General features: G+C 61.5%; 13 protein-coding genes. 9 read left to right on the forward strand and 4 right to left on the reverse strand.

The genetic code is table 11. The features are described 5' to 3' along the window. Window positions 1-46: 46 nt before the first annotated feature. On the reverse strand, window positions 47-991 hold the full coding sequence (locus H7995_RS05685; RefSeq protein WP_166592014.1) for a choline ABC transporter substrate-binding protein: 945 nt from the start codon (window positions 989-991) through the stop codon (window positions 47-49). Window positions 992-1,185: 194 nt separating this feature from the next. Between H7995_RS05685 and H7995_RS05690 the strand changes: the two genes are divergently transcribed. Next, window positions 1,186-2,133: a GlxA family transcriptional regulator gene (locus tag H7995_RS05690; RefSeq protein ID WP_185818099.1), complete on the forward strand. Its 948-nt coding sequence runs from the start codon at window positions 1,186-1,188 to the stop codon at window positions 2,131-2,133. Between the two features lie 20 nt (window positions 2,134-2,153). Here the strand turns inward: H7995_RS05690 and H7995_RS05695 are convergent, their stop codons facing one another. Both H7995_RS05695 and H7995_RS05700 read right to left on the reverse strand, forming a co-directional pair. Then, complete coding sequence (locus tag H7995_RS05695) at window positions 2,154-2,570, reverse strand: DUF3010 family protein (RefSeq protein WP_185818100.1); 417 nt, start codon at window positions 2,568-2,570, stop codon at window positions 2,154-2,156. 43 nt (window positions 2,571-2,613) lie between these two features. Next, window positions 2,614-3,012 (reverse strand): lysozyme inhibitor LprI family protein, encoded by a 399-nt coding sequence (locus H7995_RS05700; RefSeq protein ID WP_166592017.1) that lies wholly within the window; start codon window positions 3,010-3,012, stop codon window positions 2,614-2,616. Window positions 3,013-3,246: 234 nt separating this feature from the next. On the opposite strand from H7995_RS05700, the gene H7995_RS05705 reads away from it, so the two are divergent. The 7 genes from H7995_RS05705 (at window position 3,247) to H7995_RS05735 (ending at window position 12,147) form a co-directional block, all read left to right on the forward strand. Beyond that, entirely contained in the window at window positions 3,247-4,224 is a 978-nt protein-coding gene (locus H7995_RS05705; protein ID WP_166592018.1) for a dipeptidase, read from the forward strand. Between the two features lie 213 nt (window positions 4,225-4,437). Then, window positions 4,438-4,968 (forward strand): DUF5943 domain-containing protein, encoded by a 531-nt coding sequence (locus H7995_RS05710; protein ID WP_003194877.1) that lies wholly within the window; start codon window positions 4,438-4,440, stop codon window positions 4,966-4,968. Window positions 4,969-4,983: 15 nt separating this feature from the next. Then, window positions 4,984-7,044, forward strand: coding sequence for a dimethylglycine demethylation protein DgcA (gene dgcA / locus H7995_RS05715; protein ID WP_182342695.1), 2,061 nt, complete (start codon window positions 4,984-4,986; stop codon window positions 7,042-7,044). Window positions 7,045-7,207: 163 nt separating this feature from the next. Then, window positions 7,208-9,157: a dimethylglycine demethylation protein DgcB gene (dgcB, locus tag H7995_RS05720; RefSeq protein ID WP_185818101.1), complete on the forward strand. Its 1,950-nt coding sequence runs from the start codon at window positions 7,208-7,210 to the stop codon at window positions 9,155-9,157. After that, the gene (gene etfA, locus H7995_RS05725) at window positions 9,157-10,377 is read left to right on the forward strand and encodes an electron transfer flavoprotein subunit alpha (RefSeq protein ID WP_166592021.1); all 1,221 of its coding nucleotides are present in this window, start codon (window positions 9,157-9,159) and stop codon (window positions 10,375-10,377) included. The genes dgcB and etfA overlap by 1 nt, the downstream gene beginning before the upstream one ends. A gap of 15 nt (window positions 10,378-10,392) precedes the next feature. Then, window positions 10,393-11,163, forward strand: a complete 771-nt coding sequence (gene etfB / locus H7995_RS05730; RefSeq protein ID WP_182342693.1) for an electron transfer flavoprotein subunit beta — start codon at window positions 10,393-10,395, stop codon at window positions 11,161-11,163. Window positions 11,164-11,286: 123 nt separating this feature from the next. Continuing rightward, the gene (locus H7995_RS05735; RefSeq protein WP_185818102.1) at window positions 11,287-12,147 is read left to right on the forward strand and encodes an RHS repeat-associated core domain-containing protein; all 861 of its coding nucleotides are present in this window, start codon (window positions 11,287-11,289) and stop codon (window positions 12,145-12,147) included. 728 nt (window positions 12,148-12,875) lie between these two features. Here the strand turns inward: H7995_RS05735 and gbcA are convergent. Continuing rightward, window positions 12,876-14,171: a glycine-betaine demethylase subunit GbcA gene (gene gbcA, locus H7995_RS05740; protein ID WP_166592024.1), complete on the reverse strand. Its 1,296-nt coding sequence runs from the start codon at window positions 14,169-14,171 to the stop codon at window positions 12,876-12,878. Window positions 14,172-14,453: 282 nt separating this feature from the next. Between gbcA and gbcB the strand changes: the two genes are divergently transcribed. Then, a complete protein-coding gene (gbcB, locus tag H7995_RS05745; RefSeq protein ID WP_166592025.1) occupies window positions 14,454-15,554 on the forward strand; it encodes a glycine-betaine demethylase subunit GbcB in 1,101 nt (366 codons plus the stop codon). Window positions 15,555-15,612: the final 58 nt, after the last annotated feature.

Raw genomic sequence — 15,612 nt, forward strand, 5'->3', positions numbered from 1 at the left:
CCCGTTCGCAGCCACGCTCGGCTGCGAAACGGTGATCGATTCGGGTTTATTTGCTGGTCAGTTGCAGGTTCTCGGCCGCCGGCTTGCCGTCAAAGGTGGTCACGCCCTCCAGCCAGCGCTGCTGGTCTTGCGGGTGATCCTTGAGCCACTGCTTGGCTGACTCGAACGCATCCTTGTGGTCCAGCAGCGGTTGCATCATCCGGCTCTCATCTTCGGCGGTGAACGTCAGGTTGCTGAGCAGGCGGCTGACGTTCGGGCACTGGCTGGCGTACTGGGGGGCGGTCACGGTCCAGACGGTGGCCGAGCCTTCGTTCGGCCCCAGGGCGTCCTGGCTGCCGGTCAGGTAAGTCATTTGCACGTTGACGTTCATCGGGTGCGGCGCCCAGCCGAAGAACACCACGGCTTCCTTGCGCCGTACGGCACGGTCGACCGCCGCGAGCATGCCGGCCTCGCTGGACTCGACCAGCTGGAATTTGCCCAGGCCGAACTGGTTCTTGGCGATCATCGCCTTGATCTGGGTGTTGGCACCCGAGCCGGGCTCGATGCCATAGATCTTGCCGCCCAGTTCTTTTTCGAACCTGGCGATGTCGGCGAAAGTCTTCAAGCCCTTGTCGGCCAGGTACGTCGGCACGGCCAGGGTGGCGCGGGCGTCCTTGAGGCTGGGTTCAGCCAGGACCGTGACCTGCTTGGCTTCGACGAACGGGGTGATGGTCTGGGTCATCAGCGGATTCCAGTAGCCGAGGAACAGGTCCAGGCGCTGGTCGCGAATGCCGGCGAAGATGATCTGTTGCGAGGCGCTGGTCTGTTTGGTCTTGTAGCCGAGGCCGTCGAGCAGGACCTGGGTCATGGCGCTGGTGGCGATCACGTCGGTCCAGTTGACCACGCCCATGCGCACGTTCTGGCACGCGGCGGGGTCGGCGGCCATGGCGCCGGAACTCAGCAAAGCACTAGCGCTGAGCGCAACAACACAGCGGCTTATCAGTCGTTTCATCTCAGGTTCCTCGGCAGTTCGTTATTGTGGGTCCGGTCGTCTTTGTGCGCCGGTGATGCCAAGTTACGCAGCTCAAGGCCCATGAAAGCGCACCACGGCGACCAGCTCTTGCACTGCAGCGACCTGTGCTCTTGAATGCCTGTTGCAAGTGGCGTATCAACGTCCCCACGCTACCCGTCAACCGAGTGCGCTCCATGTCCCAGGATTTCTACTTCTTGTTGATGCCGGGCTTTTCGGCCATCGGTTTTATTTCGGCGATCGAGCCGCTGCGGGTGGCCAACCGCTTTCGTGGTGAGCTGTATCGCTGGCACGTGCTGAGCGCCGACGGTGGGCCGGTGTTGGCCAGCAACGGCATGTCGCTCAACGCCGACGCGGCGCTGGAGCCGTTGAAGAGGGGGGCGACGTTATTGGTGGTCGCCGGCTTCGAACCGCTGAAGTTCGTCGACCCGGCGCTGGAGCACTGGCTGCACCGCCTCGATCACGAGGGCGTCACCCTCGGCGGGATCGATACCGGCAGTGTTGTCCTCGCCCAGGCGGGTCTGCTGGACGGCCATCGGGTGACCCTGCACTGGGAAGCCATCGAGGCGTTCAAGGAGTCTTATCCACAGCTCAGCGTGACCCAGGAGCTGTTCGAAATCGACCGTCGGCGTATCACCTCGGCCGGCGGTACGGCGTCCATCGACCTGATGCTCGACCTGATCGCCCAGGCCCACGGCCCGGAGCTGGCGATCGAGGTCAGCGAGCAGTTCGTGCTGGGGCGCATTCGCCCGCGCAAGGACCACCAGCGCATGCAGATCGCCACGCGCTATGGCATCAGCAACAAGAAGCTGGTGCAGGTGATTGGCGAGATGGAGCAGCACAGCGAGCCGCCCCTGAGCACCCTGGAACTGGCAGAGTCGATCAAAGTTACCCGGCGCCAGCTGGAGCGTCTGTTCCGCCTGCACCTCAACGACACCCCGAGCAATTTCTACCTGGGCCTGCGCCTGGAAAAAGCCCGGAAACTGCTGCGCCAGACCGACATGAGCGTCCTGGAGGTGAGCATCGCTTGCGGCTTTGAATCGCCGTCCTATTTCACCCGCAGCTACCGGGCCCGGTTCGAGCGCTGTCCGCGAGAGGATCGGAGCCAGCGCACGGCTTGCTAGCGATGAGGTTTGTTCTGTTCCTACGACTTCATCAAGGCCGAACACGCCGCCTTGTAGGCCTCATGCTGGTACTTGTTGAGGGTGGCCGGCAGGGCGAAGTCGTGTTTTTTGGCCTGCGCGTTGATGGTCTGGGGCGACAGCAGGGTGACTTCGCAGCTGTCGAGCAGCTGGAATATGCCTTCGATCTTGAAGGTGGTCGGGCCGCCGGCGAACTCGCCTTTCTTGCTGCGCTTTTTGATCGCGATGCGGTCGATCGAGTTCTCGCGGACGAATGCTGCGACTTGCGCGGCGAACAGTTTGACGTGGGCGGCGTCGTCGTCATCGTCCAGGGCGATTTTCTTGGTGGAAAGGGCGACGTGGCTGAGCACCTTGCCGTCGAGGGAGGCGACGGCGATGATCGCTTCACTGCCTTTGATTTCGATGCCGCAGAGTTTCATGGAGGTCGCCTTTTTCAGTCAGTTGTTGAGGGGTGTGGCTGCGTCACTGAGCCAGTGACTCCAGGAACTCCGAGCGTTCGTCACTCTTGTTCGCCAGGCAGTCGTTCTGATCGATGATGTAGGCCTTGCTGCCCACGGCGGCAGGGAATGGCGCGATCGCGCAATCGGCGTCCCGCGACTTGATCCACAGTTGTTCGGCGACCTGCAGTTTGCCGGTGATGTCCGCCAACTGAGTCTTGTTGCCTGCGTATTCAGCCCTGAACCGCTCCAGCAAACCCTGGTAGTTGTCCTTGAGCAGTTGTTCGGCGGTGGTCTTGTTGTACGCCGAGCATTCCAGGGTCTGGATGTCGTTTTCGACCGCATCACAAGGGTTGTTGTCAGCGTCTTCAGCTGCCTGTACCCCGGTCGCGATCAGTGCCAATGCGAAGAAGATCGATTTCATTGAGCTGTCGTCCCAATTCCGTGAAGCATTCAGTGATGCGGCGGATTCTGGCCCAAGCGCGGGGTAAAGAACAGACGGGCAAACCGGTGGTGATGTGACCCTTTGTCGTGGATTGACGCTTTCGGCAAACCCCCTGTCGTTTTTGCACCCGGCTGCCCAGGCACCGAGGCATATGCTGACCCAAAGCGCCGGCAGACGATTCGGCGCATGAATCGCCAATAAGGGGACAGCCTGATGAGCCCAGCCGAACTGCACGCCGACAGCATCGTTATCGACGGGCTGATCATTGCCAAGTGGAACCGTGAGCTGTTTGAAGACATGCGCAAGGGTGGCCTGACTGCGGCCAACTGCACCGTGTCAGTGTGGGAAGGCTTCCAGGCCACCATCAACAACATCGCCGCCAGTCAGAAACTGATCCGCGAGAACAGCGACCTGGTGATGCCGGTGCGCACCACCGCCGACATCCGCAAGGCCAAGGAACTGGGCAAGACCGGGATCCTCTTCGGCTTCCAGAATGCCCACGCCTTCGAAGACCAGATCGGCTATGTCGAGGTGTTCAAGCAGCTCGGCGTTGGCATTGTGCAGATGTGCTACAACACCCAGAACCTGGTGGGCACCGGTTGCTACGAGCGTGACGGCGGCCTGTCGGGCTTCGGTCGGGAGATCGTCGCCGAGATGAACCGCGTCGGCGTGATGTGCGACCTGTCCCACGTCGGCTCCAAGACCTCGGAAGAAGTCATCCTCGAATCGAAAAAGCCGGTCTGCTACTCCCACTGCCTGCCGTCGGGTCTCAAGGAGCACCCGCGCAACAAGTCCGATGAAGAGCTCAAGTTCATTGCCGATCACGGCGGTTTTGTCGGTGTGACCATGTTCGCGCCGTTCCTGGCCAAGGGCATCGATTCGACCATCGACGACTACGCCGAAGCCATCGAATACACCATGAACATTGTCGGCGAAGACGCCATCGGTATCGGCACCGACTTCACCCAGGGCCATGGCCAGGACTTCTTCGAATACCTGACCCACGACAAGGGCTACGCCCGCCGTCTGACCAGCTTCGGCAAGATCATCAACCCACTGGGCATCCGTACCGTGGGCGAGTTCCCGAACCTGACCGAAACCCTGCTCAAGCGCGGCCATCCTGAGCGCGTGGTGCGCAAGATCATGGGCGAGAACTGGGTGAACGTTCTCAAAGACGTCTGGGGCGAGTGAATAACTCTGGAGCCTACTCCGCTCGCCGATAGCTGCGTCAGGTCTTCGCGCCAAGCTCGCCGTACGTCCCGTACTGTCTCGCTTGTCGCTCCGGTCCTTCCTTGCTCTCGACGTGCTCGCTACGGCTCCAAAGTCATTCACACAGCTTGTTTATAAGAGCAAAGCAAAAGCTTTGCTAAGCACTGACCACGAATTTTCTGGAGTTTAGTTTCCATGGCCAAGATCGCCCCGCAATTGCCAATCGAAGTCGACAGCGAGACCGGTGTCTGGACCTCCGACGCCCTGCCAATGCTGTACGTGCCGCGCCATTTCTTCGTCAACAACCACATGGGCATCGAAGAAGTACTGGGTGCCGACGCCTACGCCGAAATCCTCTACAAGGCCGGCTACAAGTCCGCCTGGCACTGGTGCGAGAAGGAAGCCGAATGCCACGGCCTGGAAGGTGTCGCGGTGTTCGAGCACTACATGAAGCGCCTGTCGCAACGGGGCTGGGGCCTGTTCAAGATCCAGGACATTGACCTCGACAAAGGCACTGCCAGCGTCAAGCTCGAGCACTCGGCGTTTGTCTATGTGTACGGCAAGGTTGGACGCAAGGTCGACTACATGTTCACCGGCTGGTTTGCCGGTGCCATGGACCAGATCCTGCAGGCGCGCGGCAGCAACATCCGCACCGTCGCCGAACAGGTTTACGGTGGCTCCGAAGAAGGCCACGACGACGGCTTGTTCACCGTCAAGCCGTTGTAAGTCGAGGATCCTGCCATGGCTTTCGAAGCAATGTTCCAGCCGATCCAGATCGGCAAACTGACCATCCGCAACCGCGTGCTCAGCACCGCGCACGCCGAGGTGTATGCCACTGACGGCGGCATGACCACCGATCGGTACGTCAAGTATTACGAAGAGAAAGCCAAGGGCGGGATCGGCCTGGCGATTTGCGGCGGTTCGTCGGTGGTGGCCATCGACAGCCCGCAGGAATGGTGGAGCTCGGTCAACCTGTCCACCGACCGCATCATTCCTCACTTCCAGAACCTCGCCGACGCCATGCACAAGCATGGCGCCAAGATCATGATTCAGATTACCCACATGGGCCGCCGCTCACGGTGGGACGGTTTTAACTGGCCGACCCTGATGTCGCCGTCGGGCATCCGTGAACCGGTACACCGCGCCACGTGCAAGACCATCGAGCCGGAAGAAATCTGGCGGGTCATCGGCAACTACGCCCAGGCCGCGCGTCGGGCCAAGGCCGGCGGCCTGGACGGCGTCGAGCTGTCGGCCGTGCACCAGCACATGATCGACCAGTTCTGGAGCCCGCGGGTCAACAAGCGCACTGACGAGTGGGGTGGCACCTTTGAAGGCCGCATGAAGTTTGGCCTGGAAGTGCTCAAGGCAGTGCGTGCCGAGGTCGGTGACGACTTCTGTGTCGGCATCCGCCTGTGCGGTGACGAGTTCCACCCGGACGGTCTGTCCCACGAAGACATGAAGCAGATCGCCAAGTACTACGACGACACCGGCATGCTCGATTTCATCGGTGTGGTCGGCTCGGGGTGCGATACCCACAACACCCTGGCCAACGTGATCCCCAACATGAGTTATCCACCGGAGCCGTTCCTGCACCTGGCGGCCGGGATCAAGGAAGTGGTCAAGGTTCCGGTGTTGCACGCGCAGAACATCAAGGACCCGAACCAGGCCACGCGGATTCTGGAAGGCGGCTATGTCGATATGGTCGGCATGACCCGCGCCCATATCGCCGACCCGCACCTGATCGCCAAGATCAAGATGGGCCAGATCGACCAGATCAAGCAATGCGTGGGTGCCAACTACTGCATCGACCGGCAGTACCAGGGCCTGGACGTGTTGTGCATCCAGAACGCCGCGACGTCCCGTGAATACATGGGCGTGCCGCACATCATCGAGAAGTCCACCGGGCCGAAACGCAAGGTGGTCGTGGTCGGTGCCGGCCCGGCCGGGATGGAAGCTGCGCGCGTCGCGGCGGAACGTGGCCATGACGTGACCCTGTTCGAGAAGAAGGAATTCATCGGTGGGCAGATCACCACGGCCTCCAAAGCCCCGCAACGGGACCAGATCGCCGGTATCACCCGCTGGTTCCAGCTGGAACTGGCACGCCTGAAAGTCGACCTGCGCCTGGGTGTGGCGGCCGATGCCGCGACCATTCTCGACCTGCGTCCGGACGTGGTGGTGCTGGCGGTTGGCGGGCATCCGTTCCTGGAGCAGAACGAACACTGGGGCGCGGCCGAAGGCCTGGTGGTCAGCAGTTGGGACGTGCTCGACGGCAAGGTGGCGCCCGGCAAGAACGTGCTGGTCTACGACACCATCTGTGAATTCACCGGGATGTCGGTGGCCGACTTCCTGGCCGACAAGGGTTGCCAGGTCGAGATCGTCACCGACGACATCAAGCCCGGCGTGGCCATCGGCGGTACGTCGTTCCCGACCTACTACCGCAGCATGTACCCCAAGGAAGTGATCATGACCGGCGACATGATGCTGGAAAAGGTCTACCGCGAAGGCGACAAGCTGATTGCCGTGCTGGAGAACGAATACACCGGCGCCAAGGAGGAGCGGGTGGTCGACCAGGTGGTGGTGGAAAACGGCGTGCGGCCAGATGAAGAAATCTACTACGCGCTGAAGGAAGGTTCGCGCAACAAGGGCCAGATGGACGTTGAAGCGCTGTTCGCGATCAAGCCCCAGCCTTGCCTGGAGCAGAGCGGCGACGGTTATCTGCTGTTCCGCATCGGCGACTGCGTGGCCCAGCGCAACACGCATGCTGCGATCTATGACGCCCTGCGGCTGTGTAAGGATTTCTGATACGACGCCAAACCAATGTGGGAGCGGGCTTGCCCGCGATGACGGCAGCACATTCAACACCAATGTTGACTGACCTATCGCTATCGCGGGCAAGCCCGCTCCCACAGGAGTCGGGTCAGGTATCCAGATCGTTAAGACCCTGAGGTCTTTGGGAGCAACACCCATGTTGAACACAATTCTTCCCATCCTGCTGTTTGCTGCCTTGGGCCTGGCTGTCCTGGGCGCCTTGCGGCGGGTGGCCATGTGGCGTCGGGGCCGGGCTTCGAAAGTCGACCTGATCGGCGGCCTGCTCGCCATGCCCAAGCGCTACATGGTCGACCTGCACCACGTGGTGGCGCGGGACAAATACATCGCCAATACCCACGTCGCCACGGCCGGCGGCGCTGTCGCGTCGGCGGTTCTGGCGATCCTGGTCCACGGATTTGGCCTGCATAACCGCTTCCTGGGGTATGCGCTGCTGTTGATGACGGCAGTGATGTTCGTGGGGGCGATCTTCGTTTACCTGCGCCGGCGCAACCCGCCAGCCCGGTTGTCCAAAGGCCCGTGGATGCGTTTGCCGAAGAGCCTGCTGGCGTTCTCGGCGTCTTTCTTCCTGGTGACCCTGCCAGTGGCGGGCATTCTCCCGGAGCATTTCGGTGGCTGGCTGGTGGTGGCTATCCTCGGGCTGGGGGTGCTGTGGGGTGTGTCCGAGTTGTTCTTCGGCATGACCTGGGGCGGGCCGATGAAGCACGCCTTCGCCGGCGCCTTGCATCTGGCCTGGCACCGTCGCGCCGAGCGTTTTGGTGGCGGTCGCTCCACCGGTTTGAAACCACTGGATCTGAACGATCCAAGCGCACCGCTGGGCGTGGAAAAACCCAAGGATTTCACCTGGAACCAACTGCTGGGGTTTGACGCCTGCGTGCAGTGCGGCAAGTGCGAAGCCGCGTGCCCGGCGTTTGCCGCCGGCCAACCGCTGAACCCGAAAAAGCTGATTCAGGACATGGTGGTCGGCCTGGCCGGTGGCACCGACGCCAAGTTCGCCGGCAGCCCGTACCCAGGCAAGCCAATCGGCGAACATGCAGGCAATCCGCATCAGCCGATCGTCAACGGTCTGGTGGACGCCGAGACCCTGTGGTCGTGCACCACCTGCCGGGCCTGCGTCGAAGAATGCCCGATGATGATCGAGCACGTGGACGCTATCGTCGACATGCGCCGGCACCTGACCCTGGAAAAAGGCGCGACCCCGAACAAGGGTGCCGAGGTCCTGGAAAACCTGATCGCCACCGACAACCCGGGCGGCTTCGCCCCTGGCGGGCGGATGAACTGGGCGGCGGACCTGAACCTGAACCTGCTCAGCGAGAAGCAATCCACCGACGTGCTGTTATGGGTCGGCGACGGCGCCTTCGACATGCGCAACCAGCGCACGCTGCGCGCGTTCGTCAAAGTGCTGAAAGCGGCCAAAGTCGACTTCGCCGTGCTTGGCCTCGAAGAGCGCGACAGCGGTGACGTGGCCCGACGCCTGGGCGATGAAGCGACCTTCCAACTGTTGGCCAAACGCAACATCCAGACCCTGGCCAAATACCGCTTCAACCGTATCGTCACTTGTGACCCGCACAGCTTCCACGTGCTGAAAAACGAGTACGGCGCGTTCGATGGCAATTACCTGGTACAGCACCACAGTACCTACATGGCACAAATCATCGGTGCCGGTGCGTTGAACCTCGGCCAGCACAAAGGCAATAGCGTGACCTATCACGACCCGTGCTACCTGGGCCGCTACAACGGCGAATATGAGGCACCGCGTGAAGTGCTGCGCGCCCTCGGTATCGAAGTCAAAGAGATGCAACGCTCCGGCTTCCGCTCGCGCTGCTGCGGCGGTGGCGGCGGCGCGCCGATCACGGACATCCCCGGCAAGCAGCGGATTCCGGACATGCGCATGGAAGACATCCGCGAAACAGGTGCCGAACTGGTGGCCGTGGGCTGCCCGCAGTGCACCGCGATGCTGGAAGGCGTGGTCGAGCCGCGACCGTTGATCAAGGACATTGCCGAATTGGTGGCCGATGCGCTGCTGGAAGACCAGGCACCCAGCAAGCCGATCACGCCGGCCCAACGTGAACCTGCGGAGTTGCACTGATGAGCGAGATTATCCGCCGCGACCCCCGTGCTGAATGGATTGCCCGCAACCGCCTGCACCCGCTGCACGCGGCCATGCAACCGGCGCAACACAGCTGGATGGGGCCTAACGGCGTCATCCGCAAGAATCCCCATGGAGTCGGCTTCATCGGCCCCAACGGGGTCAAGCGCATCGACCGCAGTGGCGCGCAGCAGGGCGGCGCGACCAAGCGTACGGCCGCCGTTGAAGTGCAGTTGCCGTTGCATCAGGTGCCTGCACCGGCGTTTTACATCAGCGTGGTGCCGGACATGGTCGGCGGCCGCTTGAGCAGCCATGACCGCGACTTGCTCGGCCTGGCGCATCAATTGGCCGGCAAGGACGGCGCGGTCCTGGCCGTGGTCTTCGGCGAACACAAAGAGAGCGCCTTCGCCACGGCTGGCGTTGATCGCTTGCTGGTGCTCGAAGGCGAGCAGTTCAGCGGTTATGCACCGGAACAACGGGTCCAGGGCCTGCGGGCTGTGGATAACCAGTTCAGCCCGCGTCACTGGTTGCTGCCGGACAGTCGCACCGGTGGCGGTGAACTGGGTCGGCGCTTCGCCGCCGCCCTGGGCGAACGCCCGGCCACGCGGGTCTGGCAGGTCAAGGACCAGGCGTGCATCGGCCGTGCCGGCGCCGGCTTGCAAGACCTTGCTCGTCCGCTCGCACGCTTGATTCTGGCCGCCGTCGAATGCGCCGAACCGGTCAGCGAAACCCGTCACGAAGCCTTGCCGGTGGAGTTATCCACAACCGTCGCGCGCAGTCTCTCGCGGATTGAGGATCTGGGGGCGGTGGCAGTGGACCCGGCAGCAATTCCGATGGCCGAAGCCGAGTTCATCTTCTCGGGCGGTAACGGGGTCAAGGATTGGGCGTTGTTCCACCAGACCGCCGCTGCGCTGGGGGCCACCGAAGGCGCCTCGCGGGTGGCGGTGGACGACGGCTTCATGGCCCGCGACCGGCAGGTCGGGGCGTCCGGCACCTGGGTCACCGCACGGGTCTACGTGGCGGTGGGGATTTCCGGGGCGATCCAGCACCTGCAGGGCATCGGTGCCTGCGACAAGGTGGTGGCGATCAACCTGGATCCCGGGTGCGACATGATCAAGCGGGCCGACCTGTCGGTGATCGGCGAGAGCGCCGAGATTCTTCACGCCTTGATCGCGGCGGTAGAGGCTTACCGCAACGGTGCCAAGCGCGATGCGGCTTAAGGGAAGGAAAGGGTTATGAGCACGAAAATCATCAGCCTGGTCTCCATCGGCGCCCACCCGACTTCCGGTCGGCCCCGTCGCGCGGAGCAGGATGCGCGGGCGGTGGAACTGGGTCTGCAACTGGCTGGGGATAACTTGCAGGTGCTGCATGCCGGCGACATCGCCGAGCCCGCCCTGCGCGCTTACCTGGGCATGGGGCTGGAACAGCTGCATGTGCTGGAACAACCGGAAGGCGCCGATGCGCTGCCGGCCTTGACCGCGTACTTGCGTGATGCCGGAGCCCAGGTGGTGCTGACCGGTAGCCAGGCGGAAACCGGTGAAGGCTCGGGCATGTTGCCGTTCCTGCTGGCTGAAAGCCTCGGCTGGCCGCTGGTGGTGGGGCTGGCGCAGGTGGAGTCGATCGACGGCGCGTCTGCGCTGGTGCTGCAAGCCTTGCCCCGCGGTCAACGCCGTCGCTTGAAGGTGCGCCTGCCGTTCCTGGCGACGGTGGATAACGCCGCACCCAAGCCACGCCAGAGCGCCTACGGCCCGGCCCGGCGCGGGGTGTTGCAGGCCGAGGACGTGGAGATCGTCGACGATGAACTATTGGCGGTCGCCACCCTGCATCCGGCCAAGCCACGGCCCAAACGCTTGAAGGTGATCAAGGCCAAAAGCGGTGCCGACCGTATGAAAGCCGCGACGGCCAAGGCCAGCGGTGGCGGTGGCCAGGTGCTCAAGGGCGTGACCGCCCAGGAAGGTGCCGAGGCGATCCTCAAGTTGCTGGTCGAAGAGGGCGTTGTTCGCTAGTTCTGACGGCGTTCCTAGCAGAACTGCTAGTGTTGCATTCAATGCGCTTTTGTTAGGTTGATGAGCATGGATGAGCCCCCGCAGGCGTGCTGCGGGGCGTCTGGATCGATGCGAGGCTGCCTGATGCACGTTACCGGTAATTCTCCTCTTCCTGTCCGCTCACCGGCCGCCACTGTTTTGCAGCCGCGTACCTTGTTGCTGGCTACCGACCTGCAACAATCCATCCTCGCCGAGTTGGACCGCAGCGGTCCGAACCTTCGCGCTTACACCCCCTATGGTTCGCCCAGTAGCCTGAGGCCGACGAGTGCGGGCCTGGGCTTCAATGGGCAGCTCAAAGAACGTCCTACTGGCTGGTATCACCTGGGCAATGGCCATCGGGTCTATAACCCGCTGTTGATGCGGTTTCACAGCCCGGATCGGTTGAGTCCGTTTGATAAAGGGGGGATCAACTCGTACACCTACTCCAGGGGTGATCCGGTCAACTTTAAGGATCCGACGGGTGAGTACCCTGTGTTTGTAGCCAAGCTCATTCAGCCGTTCCTGACCGCTGGACTGCACACCGCAGTCACGGGGGCCACACTGATAGGACCCAAGCTTACTGGAGCCGCTTTGAATGCCTCGCGTATCAGCTTGGCCGGCTCGCTCACCAGTGCTGCTGGGGCGGCTTTGCATTTATCGGGAAGCGCGCTTGGAAACCATGTTGCCAATGTAGGAACCGCAGCATTGCTGACGGGGGCTTTAACGCGAGTGGCTATCGGAGCTGCGAATGCCTATAAGGGGAGGGGGCTGTGGAAAACCATCACAGATAACCTCAAAAGCTTGTTGCCTTCGTTTGGTTCGACAAAAAACGTTCAACCTCCCGCTTCGATTACTCAGGTTACAGTTATACCTTTGAGTGATTCTGTTCCCGGATCTTCTGTTCCAACTTCAGCTGGTTTGTCCGGCCTGCCAATACAGGATGCTTCGCAGATCAGGAAAACCTAGATCGCAAAGAGTGCGCATCGGTTACCCACAATCCCTGTTAGCGCTTCTGTGGATAACATGTTCGCCCATCGCTACACGCCCTGCACAGCAAGCCCTGCAGGCCTTTGTACGAAAAACAACCAGTGCTATTGCTTGTTTTTTCGAGCTTTTTTCAGTGGATGAGGCGCTGCCGGGTTCAAGACTTGCCCCCAATCTCTGTTGGCGCTTCTGTGGATAAGATGTTCACTATTGGCTGTGAGCCTTATTAATCGGGCCTTTCAAGATTTTGGTCAATAAATAACCAAATGCCTGTTTATACCCCTCGATGCACTCTGGACGCCTTGAAATCTGCTGTCTGGACAGGGTTTTCCACACAACAGGGCGACGGTGCACAAGTTGCCCCCAAAGTCTGTTGGCGCTTCTGTGGATAAGGTGTTTGCGATCTGATAAGAGCCATACAGGCCGAGGCTTTCAGGCTTTCGATCAAAAAACAACCAATCACCGGTGAAAACCACACATTTGGATAAGTCACGGATTTTCTTCAGTTTCTGTGGAGAAAATCGGCAGCATTTCCACAGTTGTCCCCATTAGCTGTGGGTGGAGGTGTGGATAACTTGTTTACTGAAGGCTGGGAGGCACGTGCAATATAGCTCTGAACGCAATAGATCATATTTCGTACAGTTCTAACGGAAGTTGCGAACAAGCCCCGTGTAGGCACGAGCTTTCTCGCGCCTACACGGGCGGTGGCGTCAGCCTTGAACCGGAACCCCTTTGAGGTAAGGCGCAGGCTCAGCGCCCAGGTTGCTCAGCAACCGCTCGCTGTACCAATCGACAAAGTTCACCACGCCGAACTCATAGGTCTTGGAGTAGGGCCCTGGCTGGTAGGCGGTGGAGTTGATGCCGCGCTGGTTCTCTTCGGCCAGGCGACGGTCCTGGTCGTTGGTGGCGTCCCAGACCTGGCGCATGCGGTCGACGTCGTAGTCCACGCCTTCGACGGCGTCCTTGTGCACCAGCCACTTGGTGGTGACCATGGTTTCCTGGGCGCTGATCGGCCACACGGTGAACACAATGATGTGATCGCCCATGCAGTGGTTCCAGGAGTGCGGCAGGTGCAGGATGCGCATCGAGCCCAGGTCCGGGTTCTGGATGCGCCCCATGAGTTTCTTGCAGCCTTGCTTGCCGTCCAGGGTCATCGACACGGTGCCCTTGAGCAGCGGCATGCGCACAATGCGGTTGCGCAGGCCGAAGCTGGCGTGGGCGTACGGAATCTTCTCGGCTTCCCAGGCGGCGGCAGAGGCGGCGACGTGGTCCTTGAAGGCCTGGTCGGCACGGGGGTCGGTGACGTCGTCCCATTCGAGCAGGGTTTTCAGCAGTTCCGGGTGCGAGGCGTTGCAGTGGTAGCACTCGCGGTTGTTCTCCAGCACCAGCTTCCAGTTGGCTTTTTCCATCAAGGTGGTGGTGATCGCCACCTTGGTGTTCTCCATATCGTACGGTTCCATGTAGTGGTTCAGCGTCGACAGGAAGTCATCGATGGCCGGCGGGTTTTCCGCCAGGCTGATGAAGATATAGCCCCCCGCGGTCTTCACATTCACCGGCTTGAGGCCGTACTGCTTCATGTCGAAGTCGTCACCCATCTCGGTGCCGGCAAACAGCAGGCGACCGTCCAGCTCATAGGTCCACTGGTGGTAGTGGCAGACCAGCTTGGCCACCTTGCCTTTATCGCTGGTGCACAGGCGCGAGCCACGGTGGCGGCAGACGTTGTGGAAGGCATGCACCACCCCCTCGGCACCGCGGATCACGATGATCGGGTTCTTGCCGATCTGCAGGGTCAGGTAGTTGCCCTTGGTCGGGATTTCGCACGTCATGCCGGCGATCAACCACTCTTTCTGAAAAATCTCCTGCATGTCGATATCGAACAGCCGCTCATCAGAGTAGAACGGCTGGGGCAGCGAGAACGTGCGCTCACGTTCCTGCAACATCTGGGCGGTGGCCTTGCGTGCGGGTTCCAGCGGATCGCCCAGGCTGATTTTTGCGGTGACGTCCATCGATTGAGTCCTCAAGGCCATTCTGTGTGGCCGGCGAATAGTGGCTGATACGGTTGCTACGCAAGACATAAACAGTGTTTATCTGTTGAGGCGAGTGTGGGGCTGCAGCCGCCCAGAACCTTATCCACGAGCGACATGGCCCACTCTGTTCCCGACGCTCAACCCCCGGTAGCAAGGGGCTGGTCGCGATAAGCATGTGAATGTCGCAGATAGGTAAATGGCCGGTCAGCGCTATACGCAGAATCGCCAACATGAGGCCGACAGTCGGCCGTGGAGAACAGCATGTCCAACAGCTTCCTGAACCCGGTAACCACCCAGACCTGGGCCAATGGTCGACACATTGTCCGTTGCGTCAAAGTCATCCAGGAAACCTGGGACGTGCGCACCTTCTGTTTCATGGCCGACCAGCCGATCATGTTCTTTTTCAAGCCGGGGCAGTTTGTCACCCTGGAGCTGGAAATCGACGGCCAGCCGATCATGCGCTCATACACCATCTCCAGCTCGCCGTCGGTGCCCTACAGCTTCTCGGTGACCATCAAGCGGGTGCCGGGCGGCAAGGTCTCAAACTGGCTGCACGACACCCTGCACGAAGGCCAGGAGTTGGCGGTGCACGGGCCGGTCGGGCTGTTCAACGCGATGGATTTCACCGCGCCGAAAGTGCTCTACCTCAGCGGCGGCGTGGGCATTACCCCGGTGATGTCGATGGCGCGCTGGTTCTACGACACCAACGGCAATGTCGACATGGTGTTTATCCACAGCGCCCGCTCCCCGAAAGACATCATTTATCACCGCGAGCTGGAGCACATGGCGTCGCGGATCGACAACTTCAGCCTGCACCTGATTTGCGAGAAGCACGGCCTGGGCGAGCCGTGGTCCGGTTATCGCGGTTACCTGAACCACAAGATGCTCGAACTGATGGCGCCGGACTTCCTCGAGCGTGAAGTGTTCTGCTGCGGCCCGACGCCGTACATGAATGCGGTCAAGCGCTTGCTGGAGGCGGCAGGCTTCGACATGACGCGCTACCACGAGGAGTCCTTCGGTGCCACGCCGCCGGAAGCCCGCGCCGATGCGGTGGAGCAAGCGGAGCAGGCGGCCGATGCCCCGGAAATCGACGTCGCCGACCTGCACCAGGTGGAGTTCACCGCGTCCGGCAAAAGCATCCGCGTGGCCCCGGGAGAAACCGTGCACGCGGCGGCGGCCAAGCTTGGCCTGCTGATTCCCAAGGCCTGCGGCATGGGCATTTGCGGGACCTGCAAGGTGATGAAGCTGGGGGGCGAGGTGGAGATGGATCACAACGGCGGGATCACCGAGGAAGACGAGGCCGAAGGGTTCATCCTGTCGTGCTGCAGCGTGCCGAAGGGGGATGTGCGGATCGAGTTCTGATCAACACCGATCTACTGTAGGAGCAAGCGGGCGCTCGCGCCTACAGGGAAGGGTGTTT

The sequence above is a fragment of the Pseudomonas kielensis genome (assembly GCF_014236655.1).
Lineage (GTDB): Bacteria > Pseudomonadota > Gammaproteobacteria > Pseudomonadales > Pseudomonadaceae > Aquipseudomonas > Aquipseudomonas kielensis.